Here is a 20577-nt window from a genome sequence, read left to right as displayed (position 1 = left end):
CGGCGGAAAACAGCTAATCAGAACGCTGGTCACACCGGTCACACCGGTCACACCGCATTTTACAGACCCCAAACCGGGTTGGCGCTGTTTTCACCTGATAGCAGGTGGTCTGAGGGACTGCCCGCTGCTGAGAACAGCGCAGATAACAGCGCGAGGCATTCGTTGAGAACAACGGGCCTGAACGGGACGCACATGCACATCGGAGGTGGGCATCATGGTTAGTGTCGCCCTTGCCGGACTGATGGAGTGGGCAAAGTCGGATTGCGCCCCGGCGATCCCGGACCCCTCCGCCCTGCTGGCGCAACTGGATGATCTGGGGTGCCGTGTCGTGCTGGTGGATGGGCAACCGGCCATAAGGGGCAATACCGCCGCCATTACCCCGGACCTTATCCGGATGATGAAGCACAGTCGGGACGCCATCATCCAGATGCTGGAAGCAGCCGGACCATCCACAGCGCAGCCCCAGCCGGATGAAAACCGTTCGGGCATCCGGCTCGACCCAAAGACCGGCAAGCTGCACCTATTCGGCTCACCAGACCCGCAATGGCTCAAAGAGCAGGGGTGGTCATGGGACCAGAACCGCCGCCGCTTCATGGCTCCCTATCCACACGACCGGGATGACGCCACGCCCGAACACATGATCGGCGGCGGCCCGCGTCTGCCTGATGACTTCCCCGAAATTACCTATGCCCCTGACAGCAATGAGGACGCCTGACATGACCAATCCCAAATATGCAACGGCCCGCGCTGTGCCGACCGTGATGGCTGATCCCGCAACACTGGACCCGAAGGCTGTGCGATGCCTGTGGACGCGGCCTGTCCCGGTGGCGGTGGGTGATGCTGCCTATCTTCCCTCTGTGGTGTTCGTGGACGGCACGGAATGTCCGCTTGCCTGTGCGATGGACGGGCTGGCGGCTCGCCAGTTCTGCCAGAAGATTGCCGCTGTCCATGACTGGCCCGTGAAGGATGGCCGTGCGCTGGATGAAAGCCGGGAAGTCGCACAGGCCCGTATTATGGCGTCACTGGATGATAATGACCGCAAGGAAGTGGATGGCGTGGGTATGGTGAACATGCCTGGCACAGGCAGGATCGCGGCCATGTTCGCGCATGATGCCGGGCTGCCATATGGATTCGCTGTGGAGGCAGTGACGCGACGGCTTACGGCGCTGTTTCGCCAGATGGTCATACCAGGGCAGGACACGGACGAACACAGGCAGGTGGCAATGGATGCAGCCACAGACAAGATGGCTGAACTCTACCGGGGCGAGAAGCCACAACCGGGCCTGTCTGAACTGGGCACGCACGGCGCTGGCGTGGTGATTGCCGATTACTGCCATGACTGGAACCGGACAGACGATGACTACCAGCGTGCCCTGACAGCAACCCTTGAGGCATTGGGTGATTTGTGGACGGAGCGTGGCATCGGGGAAGTGGAGCGCAACCGCATGACCGATGAAGTGATGGATACCAGCCTACGCCGCTGGTTTGCCCTCACAGGAAGGGCCGTGGCGGGGTGATGGCAGGCGGGCGGAGGTCAGCATGACCCGCAAAGGAATATGGATTAGACAGGCAAGGGGCTTCCAGAAATGGAGGCCCTTTTTTTATGTGTATGGGAAACACCCGTACACCGACCTTCTTACTGTGTAGGTCAACCTTTTTCATTACGATATCAAAACAATTATACACCCCATCCTGCCTGTCAAAGCCATCCAAGCGACAGTTTTAAGAGGGGTATTAAGGGGGGCAATCCAAAAGGCTACCCCTGAAAAATGGCTGTATTCTGCTGTTTTCTGGAAATGAATGGCGGAGAGAGTGGGATTCGAACCCACGGTACGCTATTAACGCACACACGCTTTCCAAGCGTGCGCCTTAAGCCGCTCGGCCATCTCTCCAACCGGTCAGTAACGGGACGCTAATCCTGCCTGACGGGTGCGGAACATAGCAGCAATTCGTCCAAGCGCAAGGGGAAAACGGCACGATTATCCCACTGATTCACGGGATAATCGTGCGGTGCCGCGTCGTGTGTCAGTGATCCATCTTCAGCGCGGCAAGGAACGCACTCTGCGGGATTTCCACCTTGCCGAACTGACGCATGCGCTTTTTGCCTTCCTTCTGCTTGTCCAGAAGCTTGCGCTTGCGCGAGATGTCGCCGCCATAACATTTGGCCGTCACATCCTTGGACATCGCGCCGAGTGTTTCACGTGCGATGATACGGCTGCCGATGGATGCCTGAATTGCGATCTTGAACAACTGCCGGGGGATCAGCTCCTTCAGCTTTGCGCAGATCGCACGTCCCCGCGTTTCGGCTGCCGAACGGTGCGCGATAAAGGACAGCGCATCCACAGGTTCCTGATTGACAAGGATGGAGATGCGCACAAGCTCGCTCTCTTCATAAGTGTCCATCTGGTAGTCAAAGCTGGCATACCCGCGTGAGACGGATTTCAACCGGTCATAGAAGTCAAAGACCACTTCATTCAACGGCAGGCGATAGACCGCCATTGCCCGGTTGCCAACATAGGTCAGGTCCTGCTGTATCCCGCGCCGTTCCGTACACAGCGTCAGCACCGCGCCCAGATATTCGTCCGGCACCATGATCGTCGCCTTGATCCACGGTTCCTCGATACGTTCAATCAGCGATCCGTCGGGCATGTCGGCGGGGTTATGCAGTTCCTCCATCGCGCCATTGGTGCGCCACAGGCGATAGACGACCGATGGGGCCGTGGCGATCAGGTCGAGGTTGAATTCCCGGCTGAGGCGTTCCTGGATGATTTCCAGATGCAAAAGCCCAAGGAAACCACAGCGGAAACCAAAGCCCAGCGCGGCGGAGGTCTCGGCCTCGTAATGGAACGACGCATCATTCAGGCGCAGTTTGGCAAGGCTGTCGCGCAGCTTCTCGAAATCATCGGCGACGATGGGATACAGCCCGCACCATACCACCGGTACGGATGGCTTGAACCCCGCAAGGGGCATGTCGGCGGGACGCCGGTCATCGGTCAGGGTATCGCCCACGTTACAATCGGCCACCGTCTTGATCGCCGCGTTGATATAGCCGATTTCCCCCGGGCCAAGTTCATCCATCGGGGTCAGGCGCGGGGCGAATACGCCCACCTGGTCAACATTGTGAACCACGCCGGTGGACATCATGCGAATGCGCATGCCCTTCTTCAGGCGGCCTTCCTTCACACGGACCAGTGTGATGACCCCAAGATAGGGGTCATACCAGCTATCGACCAGCAGCGCCTTGAGCGGGGCTTCGGCATCGCCCTTTGGCGGGGGCAGGCGCGTGACCAAGGCTTCGAGTACCGCCTCGATGTTCAGGCCGGTCTTGGCGGAAACTTCCACCGCGTCCTCGGCGTCGATGCCCACGACTTCCTCGATCTGCGCCTTGACGCGTTCGCAGTCAGCGGCGGGCAGGTCCACCTTGTTCAGGACGGGCACGATCTCATGGTTGGCGTCGATGGCCTGATACACATTGGCCAGCGTCTGCGCCTCCACCCCCTGTGACGCATCAACCACCAGCAGCGATCCCTCGCATGCCGCCAGCGAACGGCTGACCTCATAGGCGAAGTCGACATGGCCCGGCGTGTCCATCAGGTTCAGGATATAGGTCTTGCCATCCTTTGCCGGATAGGTCAGGCGCACGGTCTGTGCCTTGATCGTAATGCCGCGTTCACGTTCAAGGTCCATGTTGTCAAGGACCTGGTTCGTCATCTCGCGCTGTGTCAGCGCGCCACAGGCCTGGATCAGGCGATCGGCCAGCGTCGATTTCCCATGGTCGATATGGGCAATGATCGAGAAATTGCGGATCAGGGAAAGGGGCGTGTCGGTCATGCGCGAGACATAAGGTAAAAATTGCCAAAAGTCAGCCGGGACATCATGAATTAATCCTGTTTTCAGGGGCCGTCGCGCCTGAACCTGCGGCAATGGTCAAAGGCAGGCCATCGCAATGCGGTGAACACGTGTATCGCCGTCCATTTCGATGGTTTCCCCCTCTATGCGCCCAACGCCACGAATACGGATTCGTTCATGCAGCGGCGCGGTCAGGGGCACGTCATGCCACCGGTCGGTCACGATCCCGCAACAGGCATGGGAATCAGGACCATGCAGCAATACGCGGTCATGCTGCCGGATCGCAGCGGTGGGGGAGACCACAAGTACGGTCCCGGCGCGAAAGATCGGTTCCATGTTATCGGAATCGACCAGTACCGCGTAGGAATGATGGTCCGCCAACCCATGGAAATCCCATGTTTCCCAACGGTCGCCACTGGGCAGGCCGGATTCGTCAAACAGTTCGGCCTGCCCCAGTTCCGAAAATGGCACGATCATGAGGTGCGCATGATGCGTCCCGCCCAGCCTGTCGCCATGGCCCGTCATCAACCGCCCGAACCCTTCGAGCGAGATGCCGGTGGCCGACAGTGTGCGCGCCAGACTTTCGGTCCCGGGCCAGCGTGGCCGCCCCGATGATGTCATGCGTTTGGAGGGGTTGAAGGTCGTGCTGTCCAGCCCCGCCGCGCGGGCCAGTCCCGATGGGGTCATGCCGCGTTCCGTCGCCAGAAGATCCAGCGCCCGCCAGATGTCTTCATGGCTGATCATGTCAGGGCCGTTTCATGATTTCGCTGCAATGCCGTTTGGTTCCTGTTGCTGAAATTACAAACCGCCCGTCATCGCGTTGCAGGGCCAGCCCCATTCCCGCCAGCCGTTCCAGGCACGGTGTATCCGGCAGACCCGCCGGGCGCCCGGCCTGTTCACTCAGGCTCAGGCGGTGCAGGGCCGAACGGCAGCAGGTCTCAAGATAAGGCTGGTCCCACATGGCGTCAGTCACCCTGTCGCATGGGCACAGCGCCAGCCGGTGCCGATGCGGCAGGCTGGCGGGGCCCAGGGACGCAAAGCCCGCGTCGGTGGCCGCATGAAGGACGTATCATCATGAATGTCGATAAGAAAATGCAAAGCTTTCAATGGCGAACCATCAGTATACATCATCACAATATTTTAATAAATATGCTATTTTTCAATATAACCGAATTGGGCGGGTTTCGTGTCCCTTGTGCCACGGAAAAGGCAGCCATGTGTTATGGGGTCTCCCGTCCGGCGGAGGGGGACATTATGTGAGGTGCAGGGCGACAGGGTGCGATTTTGACACAACCTTGTCCAAATGCAGCCATATGTCCGTGGTTGTTTCCAGTCGGACCAGCTTATCTTGCAGTTGATGAGGGTAATAATGAAGTTTAATCGTTTTTTTCTTGCAGCGAGTCTGTCCGGTGCTGTTTTCGCCCTTTCCCCTGCGGCGCACGCCACGGATTGCAGCCAGAACTCAACCACGCCAAGCTGGGACGTGCTGGATCGTGCGGCGCAGGCGGGGGATTGTGCGAATAACCGTCTGCAGGCCTATCGTGACAAGAGCAACGCGCAGATGCAGCAGCGCCAGCAGGCCCTGAAGGACAAGGAAAACCAGTTGCGTGATAATACGACCGGCCGCTGGGACCGTGCCCGCAAGGCAGAGGAGCAGAAGCTGGCGAACGAACGTTCGAACCTGGACCAGCGCGTGCAGAATGGTCGCAATCGTCTTGATACGATCCGTAATGCCCCACAGCAGAAGATGGACCAGATCCGCAATGCTGGCGCCGCGGAAAAGCAGAACTGGAACAACATGCGCAACCAGACGCGTTCCGATGTCGATAGCCTGCTGGGCGGCGGGCAGTAACGCCTGATCCCTTAACGCCTGATCCCTTTCCCATCACGGGGACAGGGAACGACAATGGCGCGTATTGCGGTGTGCCCCGCGATACGCGCCATTTCTTTTTGTCCCCGGGACTTGTCCCAAACAACCGTGGGTATCCTGCCTGGGGATCACAATTTTTCTGGGGCAGGGTCCAAGATGTTGGGTTCTGTCCCGTCGCAAAAGGACAGCACCCAATATTCCTGAGAGACTGTTTGAAAAGTCAGGCTCGATAACATCCTGAAATCATAAAAGTTTTTGGTGAAGCTTTTTCCAAAAAGCTTCAGAAGACGCCGCCTTTTAAAAAAAGGCGGCACCCAAACACTTCTCTTGTTTTTTTATCAATGAGTTGTTTTCAAACACTCTTTTAGTTGTCTCGGAACGCCGTCAGGTCAGACCGTTCAGGCCGGTCGTGCGCTGCGCTTGCGTGACGATCCGGGTGCGCCCCCACGCGGGCCACCATGCCCACCCCCGCCACCAAAGGGGCGCGGACGACGGGCACCGGCGGGCGGGCGTCCACCAGGGCCACGCGGCCCCATGGAACGGCGCGGGCCCATGCCGCCACCGGGGGGGGCGGATGCCGGGGCGATCTGCACCTCGTCATTGTCGATCGCGGCGATGCAGGAACTGAACTTTTCCGCCGTATCGGGCGTGATTTCGAACAGGGTCTGCGTATCGGCGATGCGAATCGCGCCGATATCGGACTTGCGCACCCCGCCAAGGCGGCAGATCAGCGGCACCAGCCATTTCGGGTCTGCCTTGTCCTGCCGTCCGACGCTCATGGAAAACCATGATCCCGGCTCACGCGGGGCATGATCGCGGCCTTCGCGCGGCGCACGGGGGCCTTCGGCGCGCGGTGCGCGGGTGTCAGGCGTGATCTGGCGCACATTTTCCGGCTGCGGCAGGTGTGCGCGATAACTGCGCAACAGGGCGGCCGCCAACTGTTCGGGGGAATGGCCTTCCGTCAGGCGGGCAATCAGTTCATGATCCGCCTCGGGCACGGCGGCGGACAGGGCCGGGTCCGCCAGCAGGCGCTGTGTATCAAGCACACGGATTTCTTCCGCGCTGGGCACGGCGGACCATGTGGCCGAAATCTTGGCCCCCATCATCAGACGTTCCGCGCGGCGGCGCTGCGATACCGGCACCATCAGGACGCAGACGCCCTTGCGTCCCGCGCGGCCCGTGCGGCCCGAACGGTGCAGCAGGGTGGCCGGGTCGGTCGGCAGGGAGGCATGCACCACCAGCGCCAGCGCGGGAATGTCGATGCCGCGCGCCGCCACGTCGGTTGCGACGCAGACGCTGGCCTGGCCCTTGCGCAGGCTGTCGATCGCGCGGGTGCGTTCGGCCTGCCCCAGTTCGCCAGACAGCGCAACGGAGGAGAAGCCGCGTTCCACCAGCGCGGATTGCAGATGGCGCACCAGTTCACGCGTGGCGCAGAACACCATCGTCGTCGGGCTGTCGGTTTCGCGCAGGACATTGACAACGGACGGAATGATTTCCCGTGCATCCGTCAGCAGTGCGCGATATTCGATATCCGCATGTTGCTTGGTGCCCGACAGGGTGTCGATACGCAGGGCATCATGCTGGTAACGCTTGGCAAGCGAGGCGATCTCGCGCGCGATCGTGGCGGAAAACAGCAGTGTGCGCCGCGTTTTCGGCATCGCGTCAAGCAACTGTTCAAGCTCGTCACGAAAGCCGAGGTCAAGCATCTCGTCCGCTTCGTCCAGCACGACCACCCGCAGGTCCGTCATGACCAGACGCCCGCGTGACAGATGGTCACACAGGCGGCCGGGCGTGCCGACGACGATATGCGCGCCGATCTGCAGGGCGCGTGCCTCGCGTCGGGCGTCCATCCCCCCGATGCACGAGACGATGCGCGCGCCTGCCGCCGCGTACAGCCATGTCAGTTCACGCGTGACCTGCATGGCCAGTTCGCGCGTGGGGGCGATGATAACCGCAAGCGGTGCGCCGGCGGGACCCAGGCGTTCGTCACCGCCCAGCAGCGTATCGGCCATCGCCAGGCCAAAGGCGACCGTCTTGCCCGACCCGGTCTGGGCCGACACGAGGAGGTCACGCCCGTCGGCGGCGACGTCGAGAACGGCGGTCTGTACGGGCGTGGGGTTTTCATACCCCTGTTCGTCCAGCGCGCGCTGAAGTGCGGGATGGGTTTCAGGAAACGGCATATTATGAAGCAATCCGGGCAGAGTAAATTCAGGGCGACGCAGGAGGAGAGGCCGCCGGCCCTTCATGCGTCATGGGGGAAGGGGGTGCATAAAGAAAGATGGCCCGAAATGCCAGCAATAATGACGGGCCATGCCCAACGTCGCTTTGCGCGGGATGCTCACGCACGGCTTGTCACGCATGATCGGGGGCCCTCATGACAGGCCCGCCCGCGCCCGTTCCCGGCCGTGATGCACCTTCGACCCATCTCAGTGACCAGCCGTGGAGCGTCGTGAAAAAACGGTCAGGGCTGCTTTTGGCGCCCTGATTTCCCGGACCTGTTCCAAGGCGCGCCGCCTGATTTGGGCCGGGAGGCTTTTGGACATGGCCGCTTCGGGAGAAGGGGGGCATCGAAGAAATTTTGCATTTTCATCAATGCCGCGAAAATTCCTTGCGATCCGCACGTATCAGGGAACGAGGACGGCTGCCCCTTCGAAACGGCCATGGCGCAGGTCATCAAGCGCACGGTTGGCATCACGCAGGGGATAGGGCGTGGTTTTCGTGCGAACCCCCACGCGCGGGGCAAGTTCGAGGAAGTCTATCCCGTCCTGTCGCGTCAGGTTCGCGACCGAGACAAGCTGCCGTTCCTCCCACAGCAGGTCATATGAGAATGCCGGGATCTCGCTCATATGGATGCCCGCGCATACGACGCGCCCGGCCTTGTGTACGGCCTTCAGCGCAGCAGGCACGAGTGCGCCTACCGGGGCGAAGATGATCGCCGCGTCAAGCTGTTCAGGTGGGGCCTCATCAGATCCGCCCGCCCATGTCGCGCCAAGGTCGCGGGCGAAATCCTGTGTCTTCGTATCGCCAGGCCGGGTAAAGGCATAGACCCGGCGTCCCTGCCACAGTGCAACCTGTGCGATGATGTGGGCGGCGGCGCCGAACCCGTACAGGCCGATACTCTGCGCGTCCTTGCCTGCGATCACCAGTGAGCGCCATCCGATCAGGCCCGCGCACAGCAGGGGGGCCATGGCCACGTCATCTGTGCCATCGGGCAGGGGGAAGGCGAAATGCGCATCCGCCACGGCCATGGTGGCATAGCCGCCATCACGCGTATATCCGGTGAAGAGCGGGTGATCGCACAGGTTTTCCCGCCCGGTATCGCAATAATGACAATGCCCGCATGTATGGCCCAGCCATGGGATGCCGACGCGTTGGCCGATATGCAGGTCCGTGACATTGGCGCCAAGCGCGTCGATGCGACCGACAATTTCATGTCCCGGCGTCAGGGGATGGCCGGGAAAGGGCAGGTCGGCATCCACAACATGCAGGTCGGTGCGACAGACGCCACAGGCCCCGACCTTGACACGGATTTGTCCCGGTCCCGGGGCAGGGTCCGGCAGGGCCGTCCATTGCAGCGCTGTGTGCGGGGCGTTCAGTCTCATGGCATGCATGGCGTTATTCCTCCCTCGTCATCAGGCCCGTATGTGCGGGGCGCTGGAGAGGGGGCATCCTACCATCATGATGCGCGCGTGCGCATGACATGCGTCACACCGCCATACAACACCGACGCATGCGGCACATGCAGGCCACGGACAGGTCTCTGTCGGGAGCGCGCGCATATGATTGACAGGGTGCTGGGGCAGTCGTTCTGGAGCCGTCGTTGCTACATGGCGCCGGAAGGCGATGTCCGGGTTGGACGATACCTGCTGTAAAAAGGGATGCCATCCGCGCCGTCAGGCTGTTTCCGGCAGGGGTCAGTCAGATGTGCGGTAAGGGGTCATGGCATCAAGGGCCTGCATCTCGCCAAGGATGGCGGTACGTTCATGGCCCAGGAATTCCGCCACCGCATGGCGCAGGCCCGGATGTTCGATCCAGTGCGCGGAATGGGTCAGGCATGGGCGATAGCCACGTTGCAACTTGTGTTCGCCCTGTGCGCCCGCCTCCACCCGGCGCAGGCCGTGGCTGATGGCGAAATCCATGGCGCGGTAATAACAGAGTTCGAAATGCAGGAAGGGCCAGTCGCCACGTTCACAACCCCAGTTGCGGCCATAGAGCGTATCGCGGCCCATCAGGTTCAGCGCCCCGGCAACCGGCGTCCCGTCCTGTTGTCGCGCGATCATCAGGACGACCCGCGCGCCCAGACGTTGCGACAGAAGGGAGAAGAACGGGCGACGCAGGTAGGCGCTGCCCCATTTGCGGTCCACGGTGGAAAGGTAGAAGCGATAGAAATGATCCCACAGTTCCTCGGTAATGTCGGGGCCGCGTAGGGTTTCGAACACCAGGCCACAATTGTTGGCGTCGCGGCGTTCGCGTCGGAGTGTCTTGCGCTTGCGCGAGGCAAGGGTGCCAAGAAAATCGTCAAATCCGCCATAACCGGGATTGTCCCAGTGATACTGCACCCCCAGCCGCTGAAGCCATCCTTCGTCCCCCATCAGGTCATATTCGCCCGGTTCGCAGAATGTCACATGGGTGGAAGACAGACCCAGTTCGCCACAGACCTGCCGCAGGGCCGCAATCAGCGTACGCGCCATGTGTGCATCCCCGCGTAGGTCCGCGTGCACCAGCAGGCGCGGCCCTGGCACCGGGGAGAACGGCACGGCGACCTGTAGTTTGGGGTAATAGGCGCCACCCGCATCCTCGAATGCGCGGGCCCATTGCTGATCGAACACATATTCGCCGAATGAATGCGATTTGACATACATCGGGGCCACCGCGGCGATGGACCCGTCGGCCATGCGCAGGACCATATGCTGTGGCAGCCATCCGGTGCGTGCATCGACCGACCCGCTATCTTCAAGCGCGCAGAGGAAGGCATGGCTGACGAACGGATTGTCGTCGCCTGCGCACAGATCCCACTGCGTGGCCGCAATCTCCGCGATGCGACGGTGAAGGGTCAGGCCCGGCCGGGCCGGGGGGCGGGTGGAAGACATCGCGTTATCCCCGCATGTCGTGCGGCGGGCCTTCGCATTTCGACAGGAAGGCCCGCAATCGTGGATCAGGCGATTTCGAACAGGCCTTCGACCTCCACCGCCGAATCCAGCGGCAGGGAGGGTACGCCGACGGTCGAACGCGCATGACGCCCGGCATCGCCAAACACGGCAACGGCCAGGTCGGATGCGCCGTTCATGACAGTCGCATGCTGTGTGAAGTCAGGCGTGCAGGCAATGAAACCACCAAGGCGCACGACCCGCTTTACGCGCGACAGGTCGCCAATGGCGGCCTTTACCTGCGCGATGACGTTGATCATGCTGTATCGTGCGGCCTCCACCGCCAGTTCCACTGCGACATTGTCGCCCAGCTTTCCGGTGGCATACAGCTTGCCATCCACCAGCGGTAACTGCCCCGATACAATCAGGGAGGAGCCGTTGATGACGGCGGCGACGTAATTGGCAACCGGGGCGGCAGGCGTCGGCAGGACAATGCCATGCTGCTTGAGGCGCTCTTCGGGGGTGTGTGCGGACATCGGATCAATCCCTGTTTTTCACTGGCGCACGTGCGCCGTCATACAACCAGCCGCAGCCTGCCGCGTCGCGGTGGCGGCGTTTCGTCATTGTCACCGCCCGAATGCCCATTGGCCGGGTGTCCCTTGGCCATGTGCCCCTGTGCGGCATGTTCACGCGCAGGAAGGTCCAGCGGCAGCATGGGCGATGGCGTCGGTATCATGCTGTCCTCATGCGGGGCATCAGGCAGCCTGCGGCCAAGATAGGCATCGGACAATGCCCTGAAGGCGTAGTCCAGCATGGATGTCGCATAGGATGCAACCGCATCACCTTCGACCGTCCCGGCTGGGCCGAAATGGCTGTAGGCAAAGGCCTCGATATAGGTTTCCAGCGGCGCGCCATATTGCAGGCCGATGCTGACGGCCTGTCCCAGACTGTCCATCAGGCCACGTGTCATCGGGCTTTCGCGCGTGGGCGTGATCGAGATTTCGCCCAGCGTCCCGTCTTCGTATTCGCCAGTGCGCAGGTACAGGCGGTGACCGCCGACACTGGCCTTTTGGGTAAAGCCGCCATGGCGGGGGGGCAACGGGCGGCGCACGCCACGTTCCAGCAGTGCGCGGGTCTGCAACGTGTCACGCACGCAATCGGGGCGTGGTGGCATGCGGTCGATAAACCCGGCAAGCGCGCGATACATCGACTGGTGGGAGGACGCATCAGGCAGGGGCAGCACGACATCGCCCGCCAGTGTGGCGGCAAAAGCAGCCTCCAGCGTCAGGCCACGGCATGCCAGTCGCGCCAGCGTGCTTGTCGCCAGGCGCCCGTCGGGACGCAGGGGGGAAAATGCCGGGGCCAGCCCGCATGCTTCGACCCCAAGCAGTGCGTCGATCGGGCCGGGGGCGGAAAAGCCGGTTTCCACACGCGCCATGGGGCGTTCGGTTTCCACCGCCGCATCCTGCCATACGGTGCGTGCGATCTGGTTCACGCCGGGGACAACGCTGCGCACGGGCGGCAGGGGCAGGGCGTCCGCGCCTTCGCCTGCGTGGGCCACCAGCGTCGCCAGCGCGACAAGGCTGCATGCCGCGTCGCGTCCGCCCTCGCTATTGTAATCAAGGCCAAGGCCCGCAAGGCAGGCATCAAGGTTGGTCAGCAGGATTTCCCCCGCGACCATCGTGCGTGTTCCCGCCATGTCATCGGGCATCGTGGCCGGGGTCGGTGCGGGATCACCAAGCGGCAGTTCCCCGTTGCGCAGCGCCGCCTTCTGTTGCGCGATGGCGCGCAGCACGCGGGCCAGCAGGCGCAGCGCGGCCACAAAATCATCGGCACGGAAGCCGATGTCGGGATGCACGAATGCGGCAAGGTTGACGATAAATCCCGGCCTGCGGTCGAAATGCCCGTGCCACAGCGCCTCTGTCGGGGCGGCCTGGCGCAGCAGCAGCAGGCACGAGAGCGAGCGCGCGACCGGTTCGATGGCCGGCCCGGCGGTATCGCCCGCGCACAGGTCATCAATCCATCGCGCCGCCTCGTGCGTCAGGTCGATGGGACGGTGGCCCGGCGTCAGCCGCGCAAGCGCTTCCGCCGCCGTATCGTCCCAATCGGCGGGAAGTGTGACGGTGCGGGGGGTATCGTCGGGGTCCGCGGCGGCCTGCACGGTACGCATGCGAACGCCGTTCCAGTGGCTTCGTGCTGTCATGGGGGCAGTTTATCCCCGCCTGCCATCCGGCCGGAACCCGGTGGAAGGGGAGTCGCAACTATACATTCCACTGTATATCGTGGATATGGGGGATAACTTTGTGTGAATGACGCATGGGGCCATTGGCGGCGGCACGGTCGCGGCGTGATGCGTGCGATATGGGCACGATATGTGCGCGATCCCGCAGATGTGACGCCGTGTTCGCGGAAAATGCCGCTAGGTTGCGGGTCATGGCAAATCTCGGCACCCGTATCTATACCAGATTCAAGGGCCGGCTGGTTGGCAAGGATGCCGATGGCCGGTGCTATTATGAGGCCCGCACGGCCAACCGGACCGGTGGAGGTCTGAAGCGGCACGAACGCTGGGTCATCTATCACAAGGGGGAGGATGCGTCCGCCGTCCCGCCGGAATGGTGGGGATGGCTGCATCATGTCGATGACGCCCCCTTGCCCGAAAGCGCGCGCAAGGCGTGGCAGGCCCCGTACCAGCCCAACCAGACCGGCACGCCCGATGCCTATCGCCCGCCCGGCAGCGATTATCGCGGCGGGCAGCGGGCTTCAACCACCAGCGATTATGATGCATGGTTCCCCGAAGGGTGAAACGCACGGCATAACCTGTTATGGGTGATGCTGATCGATTTTGGGAAAGCATCGCGTCATGGTTGCTGCGGTTTCAGCGCGTCCGGAACGGAAGCCGGCTGATCTTCTGGCCGGGTTCGCGGTCCTTGCATTGCTGGGCGGGTTTCTGGCCTATGCCGTGATTGACAAGGGTCGGCCCGCCGAAAGTGGATACCGCCTGAATGCATCGTTCGCGCATATCGACGGGCTTGCCGTCGGGTCGGACGTGCGCCTTGCCGGGATTACGGTGGGACAGGTCGTTGAGGAACGGGTTGACCCCAAAACATTCGCCGCGGGCGTGACCTTTACGGTGCGCCCCGATATCAGGCTGCCCGATGATACGGCGGCCATCATCACCAGTGACAGCCTGTTGGGCGGGAAATATATCGCGTTGTCCCCCGGCGGGGATGACAGGATGCTGCGCCCCGGCGCCACGATCGGGGAAACGCAGGGGTCCATCAGCCTCGAACAGTTGCTTAGCAAGTTCATCTTCTCCGTCACCGACACATTGACGCAGGCCAATCAGGCGCGTGCCCATGCGCAGCAGTCCGGCGCGTCCCCTGTAGTAACTTCCCCTGTTGCGCCTGCCTCTGTCGCACCTTCCCCTGCCACGTCTGGCACTCCCACATCTGCCCCACCCCCTCTTGCGCCACTTGATGCGCCTGCCGTGGGCAAGGCGCCGTGACGATGGGACACGGTGAGAGTGAAGATGATGCGATTCCCGCGATCTGGCCCCAACCCGATGGACAGCCGGTGTCATGTCGGGAAAAACTGGTGGTGCTGCGTGAAAATTATGTCGAACTGCATGATGTCATGCGCGACGCGTTCGAGGATGCGATCCTGATGGGTGTGGATGAGGCGCAGATGCGGCGTATCCTGACTGAACTGGTCAACAGGATGCGGAGCCCGCACGCATGATCCGGCAGATGCGTGTTGCCGCCTTCGCCAGCTTGCTGCTGTGCGGGGGCATGGTCCTTCCTGTTGTGGCCCATGCCGATGCGCCGCAGTGGCTGGCGCCCCCCGTGATGTATCCGCCTGATACGTGGAAGGGGCGTGGCGTCGCGATCGTGCGTATCCTCGACAAGCTTGATGCCCATGTGCAGATCCTCAATATTCCCGCCGGGCAGGATGCGACCTACAAAAGCCTGACGCTGCATGCGCGGGCCTGTCTTGAACGGCCGCCGACGCTGCCTGCTGACACGGCGGCGTGGCTTGCCGTGCGTGACGCGCATGAGGGCATGACCCCCTTTGATGGCTGGATGCTGACGCAGGAACCCGCGCTCGGCCTTTTTCAGAATCCGCTTTATGACGTGCAGGTTGTCGGGTGTGCCGGGGCGGATGTCGCCCCGATTCCCCCGCCGCTTGCGGTGGTGCAGCAGCAGGCCACCCCTGCCGACGTTCCTGCCGCCCCCTCTGCCGCGGCGTTGGGGACAGCCGCCATGACACCCGATGGTGCGGCGTCCCCGGCCACACCGCAGACGGCCACACCGCAGCAGGCGACGACCCTGCCGCCGTTGCCGCCCCTTCCGCCTCAGCCGTCATCGCCGCCCCCGGCGCGCCCGGCAGCCCCTTCGCTGTCGTCCCCCGTTGCGCCCATGGCCGCCCCGCCACCGGCAGCGGAAGATAATTCGGCGGCTGCCCCACTCTTGCTGCATTGATATGCAAGCATGGTTCGACGCCACGTAAACGGGGGGCGGGCAGTACCGTTCCCTTCGTTTGCGTCGATATTTTCGCCTGTTCGGTTTCCCGGAGGTCATGAAACATGATGAGCCTGATGTCTTTCCTGCCTGGCCATGGCGACATGCCCCCCCCGGACAAGACCGCGTTCTTGCTGGATTTCGACGGGACTCTGGTGGAAATCGCGCCGACACCCGAATCGGTGAAGGTGCAGGCCGGGCTGCTGGCGACATTGCGGCGGTTGCGGGCGAAATGCGGGAATGCGGTGGCGGTCATTTCGGGCCGCCCGATTGACCAGATCGACTTCTTCCTGGGCGATGTGCCCTATGCCGTGGCGGGGGAACATGGCATCGCCGTGCGCCGCAGCCCCGGCGGTTCCATCGTGCGCGCCAACCTGCCGGCCGTGCCGTCCGCATGGCTGGTGCAGGCGGACGCGCTGGCGGCGGAATATCCCGGCGTGCGGATCGAGCGCAAGAAGGCGGCCGTTGTCCTGCATTTCCGTGGCGCGCCCGATGCCGGTCCGGCCCTGCGTGAGGTGGCCGATGGCTGGGTCGTGTCCGACCCGCGTTTCCATGTGCAGGAAGCCAAGATGGCGTGGGAAATCCGTCCCGCCGGTATCGACAAGGGCCACGCGGTGCGTGATCTGATGAAGGCGGCGCCGTTCGCGGGGCGTTATCCCGTGTTCATCGGCGATGATGTAACGGACGAGGACGGGATACGCGCGGCGGTCGCACTTGGCGGGATCGGCCTGCGTATCCCGCGTGACTTTACCGATCCCGCCGCCGTGCGGGCATGGCTTGGGGCACTGGCATGTGGGGGGGCTGACACATGGGGCGCCTGATTATCGTATCGAACCGTGTTCCCGCCCCGCGGGAGCGCAACCAGCCCGCAGGTGGGCTTGCCGTCGGGTTGAAAGATGCCCTGCGTGAAGGCGATGCCCTGTGGTTTGGCTGGTCCGGTCGGCAGGTGGAGCAGATGGAGGGGGACCCCACCCCCGGTATCGACCAGGTGGGGAACGTCACCTATGCCACCATCGACCTGACCCGCGCGCAGCATGACGGGTTTTACCAGAATTTTTCCAACGGCATCTTGTGGCCGCTGTTCCATTATCGTGTCGGGCTGATGAACTATTCCCGCATGGACTGGGAGATGTATCTGGGCGTCAATGCCATGTTCGCGCGCACGTTGCGCCCGCTTTTGCGGTCCGACGACACGATCTGGATCCATGACTACCACCTGTTTCCGCTTGGGCAGGCGCTGCGTGACCTTGGGGTAAAGTGCCGCATCGGATTTTTCCTGCATATCCCCTTCCCGCCATGGAGTCTGGTGCGCGCACTGCCGGGTGCGGAATTGCTGCTGGAGGATATGCAGAGCTATGACCTCGTTGGTGTGCAGACGCCCGAGGACGCGGAAAACCTGAACCATGCGCTGCGTATGAATCACATGGCCGAACGTGGGCAGGCGTTCCCGATCGGCATAGACCCGGTGGAATTCCGCGCGCAGGCCGAAACCAGCATGGAAGGGCCGGAGGTCAGCCGGTTGCATGACAGCCTGCGCGGGGCGCAACTGGTGCTGGGTGTGGACCGGCTGGATTATTCCAAGGGCTTGCCCGAACGTTTCAAGGGATACGAGGCGCTGCTCTCGCGCTATCCCGAACATCGTGGCAAGGTCACGTTCCTGCAGGTCGCCCCGATTTCACGCGGCAATGTGGAGGAATACCGACAGTTACGCTGTCAGCTTGATGAACTGACGGGACGGATCAACGGGGCCTATTCCGAATTCGACTGGACGCCGATCCGCTATATCACCCGTCCGATTTCGCGCGACGTGCTGGCCGGGTTCTATCGCATGGCGGATGTGGCGCTGATTACGCCGCTGCGTGATGGCATGAACCTTGTGGCCAAGGAATATATCGCGGCACAGGACCCGGCAGATCCCGGTGTGCTGATCCTGTCGCATTTCGCCGGGGCGGCGCCCGAACTGGACGAAGCGATTCTGGTCAATCCCTATGACACGGACGAAATTGCCGATGCGCTGCATCAGGCGCTGACGATGCAGCGCCCCGAACGCCAGACCCGCTGGATCGCGTTGGAAAAGGAAGTCAGCCGCACGACTGCCGTAAGCTGGGCCAATGATTTCCTGCAGGCGCTTGACGAGGCACCTGTTTGTGTTTCTTCGTAAGGAATGATGAAAGGCACAGGATTTGTGATGGCGCTGGCGGGTGCGCTGGCGCTCGCTCTGGCGTGGTGGACGGAACACGTGCTGGGACATGTCCCATGCGGGTTGTGCCTGTGGGAAAGATGGCCCTATCGCGTGCTGGTGGGGCTGGGGCTTGGGACCATGGTGCTGCCCCGTGATACGGCCCGCGTCATGCTGTGGCTGTGCATGCCGGTTCTGCTGGTGTCATGTGGGTTGTCCGTGCTGCATGTCGGGGTGGAACAGGGGTGGTGGCCCAGTCCGCTGCCGGAATGCATGGCCCCCACCTTTCATGGTGGCACCTTTGCCGAACGGCTGGCGTCGATGCCCGCGCGTCCGGCAAAGCCATGTGATGCCCCGACCTACCTGATTGCGTGGCTGCCGGTTTCCATGACCGCACTTAGCGGGCTTTACGCCCTTGGGCTGCTGTTGCTGGTGCCACGGGGGCTGAAGGTCAAGGGACGCTTCCGCGGCCGCGGCCGAAAAACAATCCAATGACGAACAGTATGATAAAGATAAAGAACAGGACCTTCCCGAAATAGGCGAAGGTCGATGAAATCCCGCCAAACCCGAAAACCGCAGCGATCAGGGCCAGGACGAGGAAAGTGATGGTCCAGCGTAACAGGTCCATATCCGCGTTCCTTCAGTTGGTATGTCGCATGGTGCCTGTGCGTCGCCGACGCCCATGCATGCAGTATAAATGTTTCACTCCCGATGAAGTTCATCGCGATGGGCATATCGTGAAGGCCGGGGGTTTGTGACGGGCTGGATGTAGGACTACATCTGACGGTCCGTGCTGCGTGCGCTGTCCCGTGGGGGCGGTACGTAGGGGCGCTACGTGGCCGGGTTGCGGCATCAGGCGGAGGCAGTTTCATGACGGATTTCCACGCACTCTATCGTCATGGGTTCGCGCGGGTCGCGGCCTGCACGCTGCCGGTGGCGCTGGCGGACCCGCAGGCCAATGTCGCGCGCACTGTACAGCAGGCAGGCGCCTGTGACGCGGATGGGGTGGCGGTTGCGGTTTTCCCCGAACTCGGCCTGTGCGGTTATGCCATTGAGGACCTGCGCCAGCAGGATGTCGTGCTGGAGCGTGTGGATGCGGCCGTGGCCGAACTGGCGGCGGCCACGGCCGGGCTGTTGCCGGTGCTGGTGGTGGGTGCGCCGTTGTGTCATGGGGGCGAACTGTATAACTGCGCCATCGTGATCCACCGTGGCCGCGTCCTTGGCGTGGTGCCCAAGTCCTACCTGCCCAATTACCGTGAATTCTATGAGGCGCGGCAGTTCGCCCCCGGCGCGGGCGTGCGCGACAGGCATATCCGCGTCGGCGGACAGGACGCGCCGTTCGGGACGGACCTCCTGTTCGATGCGGCTGACGTGCCGGGCCTGACGCTTGGGGTGGAAATCTGCGAGGATATGTGGGTGCCCCAGCCCCCCAGCACCCATGCCGCATTGGCGGGGGCAAGCGTGATCGCCAACCTGTCCGCCAGTGACATCACGGTTGGCAAGGCGCAGACCCGCACCCTGCTGTGCCAGGCCCATACGGCGCGGTGCCTCTGCGCCTATGTCTATGCCGCCGCGGGTGAGGGGGAATCGACCACAGACCTTGCCTGGGACGGACAGGTTTCGGTGTTTGAAAATGGGGCGGTCCTTGCGCGCAGTGCCCGCTTTCCCACAGGTGCCGTGCGTGCGGTGGCGGATGTCGATCTTGACCTGCTGCGGCAGGAACGCATGCGCATGGGCACATTTGGCGACAACCGCCGCGCGGCAGGCGGGGATGGCACATGGCGGCGGGTGGGGTTTGTCCTTGATCCACCGATGCGTGACATCGGGCTGCGGCGCGACATCGCACGCTTTCCCTTCGTGCCGTCCGATCCCACCCAGCTTGAGCAGGACTGCTACGAGGCATTTGCCATTCAGGTGTCCGCGCTGAAGCAGCGGATGCGGACATCGGGCGCACGACGCATGGTGATCGGCATTTCGGGGGGGCTTGATTCCACGCACGCACTGCTGGTCGCGGTCAGGGCGGCGGATGAACTCGGGCTGGGGCGCGATGTGGTGATGGCCTATACCATGCCCGGATTCGGTACGACGGCGGGAACACGTTCCAACGCACTGGCGTTGATGGAGGCCCTTGGCGTCACGGCGGCGGAAATCGACATCCGGCCAACCGCACGCATGATGCTGGAACAGATGGGGCACCCCTTTGCCGGGGGGGCGGCGGTATATGATGTAACGTTTGAAAATGTGCAGGCCGGGTTGCGCACCGATTTCCTGTTCCGGCTGGCGAACCAGTCAGGGGGCATCGTCATTGGCACAGGTGATCTGTCCGAACTTGCGCTGGGGTGGTGTACCTATGGCGTGGGGGACCAGATGTCGCATTACAATGTCAATGCCGGCCTGCCCAAAACGCTGATCCAGCACCTGATCCGCTGGGTCATGTCCAGCGGGGCAGAGGATGCGCGGACCTGTGTCATCTTGCGTGACATCCTCGATACGGAAATTTCGCCCGAACTGATCCCCGCGCATGAGGGGCACCCGGTCCAGAGCACCGAGGCACGAATCGGCCCATACGCCCTGCAGGACTTTAACCTGTATTATATCCTGCGCCATGGGTTCCGCCCGTCGCGCATCGCGTTCATGGCGTACCATGCCTGGGGTGATGCCACGTGTGGGGCATGGCCACCCGGATTCCCCGATGATCGCAAGGTGGCCTACCCGCTGGAGGAGATCCGTCGCTGGCTGCTGGTGTTCGTGGAGCGCTTCTTTGGCTTCAGCCAGTTCAAGCGTTCCGCCATGCCCAACGGCCCCAAGGTGCTGGCGGGTGGGGCATTGTCACCGCGCGGCGACTGGCGTGCGCCATCAGATGGGAATGCGCGCTTGTGGGTCGAGGAAATAGAGCGCGCTGTTCCCCTGAAGTAACGCCTGCCGGCCAATTTGCGCAATCCGTCGGCCCGGCCTGCCGTCTTCGAGAATTGTTAACTTCCTTCTGTCTAATTCCTGCGTGCGGGATCGGGTACGCCGCGCTGGTGACGGCGGCGGCCCCATTCACGGTGGGATGCAGGCGGTTGTTCCGTAACG

Annotated in this window: 21 protein-coding genes and 1 tRNA gene; 12 read left to right on the top strand and 10 right to left on the bottom strand. The window is 62.6% G+C overall.

All coding sequences use genetic code 11. From position 1 onward, the window contains the following. Nucleotides 1-214: 214 nt before the first annotated feature. Both FYB92_RS15170 and FYB92_RS15165 read left to right on the top strand, forming a co-directional pair. Nucleotides 215-715: a hypothetical protein gene (locus tag FYB92_RS15170; protein WP_332828915.1), complete on the top strand. Its 501-nt coding sequence runs from the start codon at nucleotides 215-217 to the stop codon at nucleotides 713-715. Between the two features lies 1 nt (nucleotide 716). Next, nucleotides 717-1517 (top strand): hypothetical protein, encoded by an 801-nt coding sequence (locus FYB92_RS15165; protein WP_332828914.1) that lies wholly within the window; start codon nucleotides 717-719, stop codon nucleotides 1515-1517. A 284-nt stretch (nucleotides 1518-1801) separates the two neighbouring features. On the opposite strand, the gene FYB92_RS15160 is transcribed toward FYB92_RS15165, so the two are convergent. The 4 genes from FYB92_RS15160 to FYB92_RS15145 all read right to left on the bottom strand — a co-directional run bounded on the left by FYB92_RS15160 (nucleotide 1802) and on the right by FYB92_RS15145 (nucleotide 4810). After that, nucleotides 1802-1892 (bottom strand) — tRNA-Ser (locus FYB92_RS15160). A gap of 133 nt (nucleotides 1893-2025) precedes the next feature. Continuing rightward, a complete protein-coding gene (gene lepA / locus FYB92_RS15155; protein ID WP_003617413.1) occupies nucleotides 2026-3831 on the bottom strand; it encodes a translation elongation factor 4 in 1806 nt (601 codons plus the stop codon). Between the two features lie 96 nt (nucleotides 3832-3927). Further along, nucleotides 3928-4593 carry a helix-turn-helix transcriptional regulator gene (locus FYB92_RS15150; RefSeq protein WP_003617416.1) on the bottom strand — a complete coding sequence of 222 codons (666 nt, stop codon included), beginning with the start codon at nucleotides 4591-4593 and terminating at the stop codon, nucleotides 3928-3930. Nucleotide 4594: 1 nt separating this feature from the next. Then, nucleotides 4595-4810 (bottom strand): hypothetical protein, encoded by a 216-nt coding sequence (locus FYB92_RS15145; protein ID WP_003617418.1) that lies wholly within the window; start codon nucleotides 4808-4810, stop codon nucleotides 4595-4597. A 113-nt stretch (nucleotides 4811-4923) separates the two neighbouring features. On the opposite strand from FYB92_RS15145, the gene FYB92_RS15140 reads away from it, so the two are divergent. After that, on the top strand, nucleotides 4924-5109 hold the full coding sequence (locus FYB92_RS15140) for a hypothetical protein (protein ID WP_003617419.1): 186 nt from the start codon (nucleotides 4924-4926) through the stop codon (nucleotides 5107-5109). Between the two features lie 109 nt (nucleotides 5110-5218). Next, a complete protein-coding gene (locus FYB92_RS15135) occupies nucleotides 5219-5701 on the top strand; it encodes a hypothetical protein (protein WP_003617421.1) in 483 nt (160 codons plus the stop codon). 416 nt (nucleotides 5702-6117) lie between these two features. On the opposite strand, the gene FYB92_RS15130 is transcribed toward FYB92_RS15135, so the two are convergent. The 5 genes from FYB92_RS15130 to FYB92_RS15110 form a co-directional block, all read right to left on the bottom strand. Further along, nucleotides 6118-7899 carry a DEAD/DEAH box helicase gene (locus tag FYB92_RS15130; RefSeq protein ID WP_003617424.1) on the bottom strand — a complete coding sequence of 594 codons (1782 nt, stop codon included), beginning with the start codon at nucleotides 7897-7899 and terminating at the stop codon, nucleotides 6118-6120. Nucleotides 7900-8343: 444 nt separating this feature from the next. Then, the gene (locus tag FYB92_RS15125; protein ID WP_062808524.1) at nucleotides 8344-9330 is read right to left on the bottom strand and encodes a zinc-dependent alcohol dehydrogenase family protein; all 987 of its coding nucleotides are present in this window, start codon (nucleotides 9328-9330) and stop codon (nucleotides 8344-8346) included. A gap of 303 nt (nucleotides 9331-9633) precedes the next feature. Continuing rightward, nucleotides 9634-10809 carry a GNAT family N-acetyltransferase gene (locus FYB92_RS15120; protein WP_075632401.1) on the bottom strand — a complete coding sequence of 392 codons (1176 nt, stop codon included), beginning with the start codon at nucleotides 10807-10809 and terminating at the stop codon, nucleotides 9634-9636. 65 nt (nucleotides 10810-10874) lie between these two features. Further along, entirely contained in the window at nucleotides 10875-11342 is a 468-nt protein-coding gene (locus FYB92_RS15115; RefSeq protein WP_003617435.1) for a RidA family protein, read from the bottom strand. Nucleotides 11343-11380: 38 nt separating this feature from the next. After that, on the bottom strand, nucleotides 11381-13009 hold the full coding sequence (locus FYB92_RS15110) for a vitamin B12-dependent ribonucleotide reductase (RefSeq protein WP_239015804.1): 1629 nt from the start codon (nucleotides 13007-13009) through the stop codon (nucleotides 11381-11383). 230 nt (nucleotides 13010-13239) lie between these two features. On the opposite strand from FYB92_RS15110, the gene FYB92_RS15105 reads away from it, so the two are divergent. From FYB92_RS15105 to FYB92_RS15075, 7 genes are all read left to right on the top strand, one after another. Then, nucleotides 13240-13608, top strand: coding sequence for an NADH-ubiquinone oxidoreductase subunit NDUFA12 family protein (locus FYB92_RS15105; protein ID WP_040511351.1), 369 nt, complete (start codon nucleotides 13240-13242; stop codon nucleotides 13606-13608). 58 nt (nucleotides 13609-13666) lie between these two features. Further along, on the top strand, nucleotides 13667-14311 hold the full coding sequence (locus FYB92_RS15100; RefSeq protein ID WP_062808527.1) for an outer membrane lipid asymmetry maintenance protein MlaD: 645 nt from the start codon (nucleotides 13667-13669) through the stop codon (nucleotides 14309-14311). 2 nt (nucleotides 14312-14313) lie between these two features. Beyond that, nucleotides 14314-14544 carry a hypothetical protein gene (locus FYB92_RS15095; protein ID WP_003617442.1) on the top strand — a complete coding sequence of 77 codons (231 nt, stop codon included), beginning with the start codon at nucleotides 14314-14316 and terminating at the stop codon, nucleotides 14542-14544. Then, complete coding sequence (locus FYB92_RS15090; protein WP_332828913.1) at nucleotides 14541-15284, top strand: DUF2155 domain-containing protein; 744 nt, start codon at nucleotides 14541-14543, stop codon at nucleotides 15282-15284. The genes FYB92_RS15095 and FYB92_RS15090 overlap by 4 nt, the downstream gene beginning before the upstream one ends. A gap of 107 nt (nucleotides 15285-15391) precedes the next feature. Continuing rightward, complete coding sequence (gene otsB, locus FYB92_RS15085) at nucleotides 15392-16144, top strand: trehalose-phosphatase (RefSeq protein ID WP_003617445.1); 753 nt, start codon at nucleotides 15392-15394, stop codon at nucleotides 16142-16144. After that, entirely contained in the window at nucleotides 16132-17484 is a 1353-nt protein-coding gene (locus FYB92_RS15080) for a trehalose-6-phosphate synthase (RefSeq protein WP_003617447.1), read from the top strand. Before otsB ends, FYB92_RS15080 begins: the two co-directional genes overlap by 13 nt. Nucleotides 17485-17511: 27 nt before the next feature. Continuing rightward, nucleotides 17512-17997, top strand: a complete 486-nt coding sequence (locus tag FYB92_RS15075; RefSeq protein ID WP_040511357.1) for a disulfide bond formation protein B — start codon at nucleotides 17512-17514, stop codon at nucleotides 17995-17997. On the opposite strand, the gene FYB92_RS15070 is transcribed toward FYB92_RS15075, so the two are convergent. Beyond that, entirely contained in the window at nucleotides 17954-18124 is a 171-nt protein-coding gene (locus FYB92_RS15070) for a DUF1328 family protein (RefSeq protein ID WP_200146825.1), read from the bottom strand. The genes FYB92_RS15075 and FYB92_RS15070 overlap by 44 nt on opposite strands. Before the next feature lie 248 nt (nucleotides 18125-18372). Between FYB92_RS15070 and FYB92_RS15065 the strand changes: the two genes are divergently transcribed. Further along, nucleotides 18373-20418: an NAD(+) synthase gene (locus tag FYB92_RS15065; protein WP_062808529.1), complete on the top strand. Its 2046-nt coding sequence runs from the start codon at nucleotides 18373-18375 to the stop codon at nucleotides 20416-20418. Nucleotides 20419-20577: the final 159 nt, after the last annotated feature.

The sequence above is a fragment of the Novacetimonas sp. GS1 genome (assembly GCF_036686925.1).
Lineage (GTDB): Bacteria > Pseudomonadota > Alphaproteobacteria > Acetobacterales > Acetobacteraceae > Novacetimonas > Novacetimonas hansenii.
Note: the sequence above shows the minus strand (reverse complement) of the source record. Positions and strands in the feature narration are given on the sequence as shown.

Coding starts and splice junctions, on each gene's coding strand:
- FYB92_RS15150 (WP_003617416.1), bottom strand. CDS start 4,593: ATGATCAGCCATGAAGACATCTGGCGGGCGCTGGATCTTCTGGCGACG.
- FYB92_RS15135 (WP_003617421.1), top strand. CDS start 5,219: ATGAAGTTTAATCGTTTTTTTCTTGCAGCGAGTCTGTCCGGTGCTGTT.
- FYB92_RS15115 (WP_003617435.1), bottom strand. CDS start 11,342: ATGTCCGCACACACCCCCGAAGAGCGCCTCAAGCAGCATGGCATTGTC.
- FYB92_RS15145 (WP_003617418.1), bottom strand. CDS start 4,810: ATGTGGGACCAGCCTTATCTTGAGACCTGCTGCCGTTCGGCCCTGCAC.
- FYB92_RS15090 (WP_332828913.1), top strand. CDS start 14,541: ATGATCCGGCAGATGCGTGTTGCCGCCTTCGCCAGCTTGCTGCTGTGC.
- FYB92_RS15165 (WP_332828914.1), top strand. CDS start 717: ATGACCAATCCCAAATATGCAACGGCCCGCGCTGTGCCGACCGTGATG.
- FYB92_RS15125 (WP_062808524.1), bottom strand. CDS start 9,330: ATGCATGCCATGAGACTGAACGCCCCGCACACAGCGCTGCAATGGACG.
- FYB92_RS15130 (WP_003617424.1), bottom strand. CDS start 7,899: ATGCCGTTTCCTGAAACCCATCCCGCACTTCAGCGCGCGCTGGACGAA.
- FYB92_RS15080 (WP_003617447.1), top strand. CDS start 16,132: ATGGGGCGCCTGATTATCGTATCGAACCGTGTTCCCGCCCCGCGGGAG.
- FYB92_RS15120 (WP_075632401.1), bottom strand. CDS start 10,809: ATGTCTTCCACCCGCCCCCCGGCCCGGCCGGGCCTGACCCTTCACCGT.
- FYB92_RS15105 (WP_040511351.1), top strand. CDS start 13,240: ATGGCAAATCTCGGCACCCGTATCTATACCAGATTCAAGGGCCGGCTG.
- FYB92_RS15140 (WP_003617419.1), top strand. CDS start 4,924: ATGAATGTCGATAAGAAAATGCAAAGCTTTCAATGGCGAACCATCAGT.
- FYB92_RS15065 (WP_062808529.1), top strand. CDS start 18,373: ATGACGGATTTCCACGCACTCTATCGTCATGGGTTCGCGCGGGTCGCG.
- FYB92_RS15075 (WP_040511357.1), top strand. CDS start 17,512: ATGGCGCTGGCGGGTGCGCTGGCGCTCGCTCTGGCGTGGTGGACGGAA.
- lepA (WP_003617413.1), bottom strand. CDS start 3,831: ATGACCGACACGCCCCTTTCCCTGATCCGCAATTTCTCGATCATTGCC.
- FYB92_RS15170 (WP_332828915.1), top strand. CDS start 215: ATGGTTAGTGTCGCCCTTGCCGGACTGATGGAGTGGGCAAAGTCGGAT.
- FYB92_RS15095 (WP_003617442.1), top strand. CDS start 14,314: ATGGGACACGGTGAGAGTGAAGATGATGCGATTCCCGCGATCTGGCCC.
- FYB92_RS15110 (WP_239015804.1), bottom strand. CDS start 13,009: ATGACAGCACGAAGCCACTGGAACGGCGTTCGCATGCGTACCGTGCAG.
- otsB (WP_003617445.1), top strand. CDS start 15,392: ATGAGCCTGATGTCTTTCCTGCCTGGCCATGGCGACATGCCCCCCCCG.
- FYB92_RS15100 (WP_062808527.1), top strand. CDS start 13,667: ATGGTTGCTGCGGTTTCAGCGCGTCCGGAACGGAAGCCGGCTGATCTT.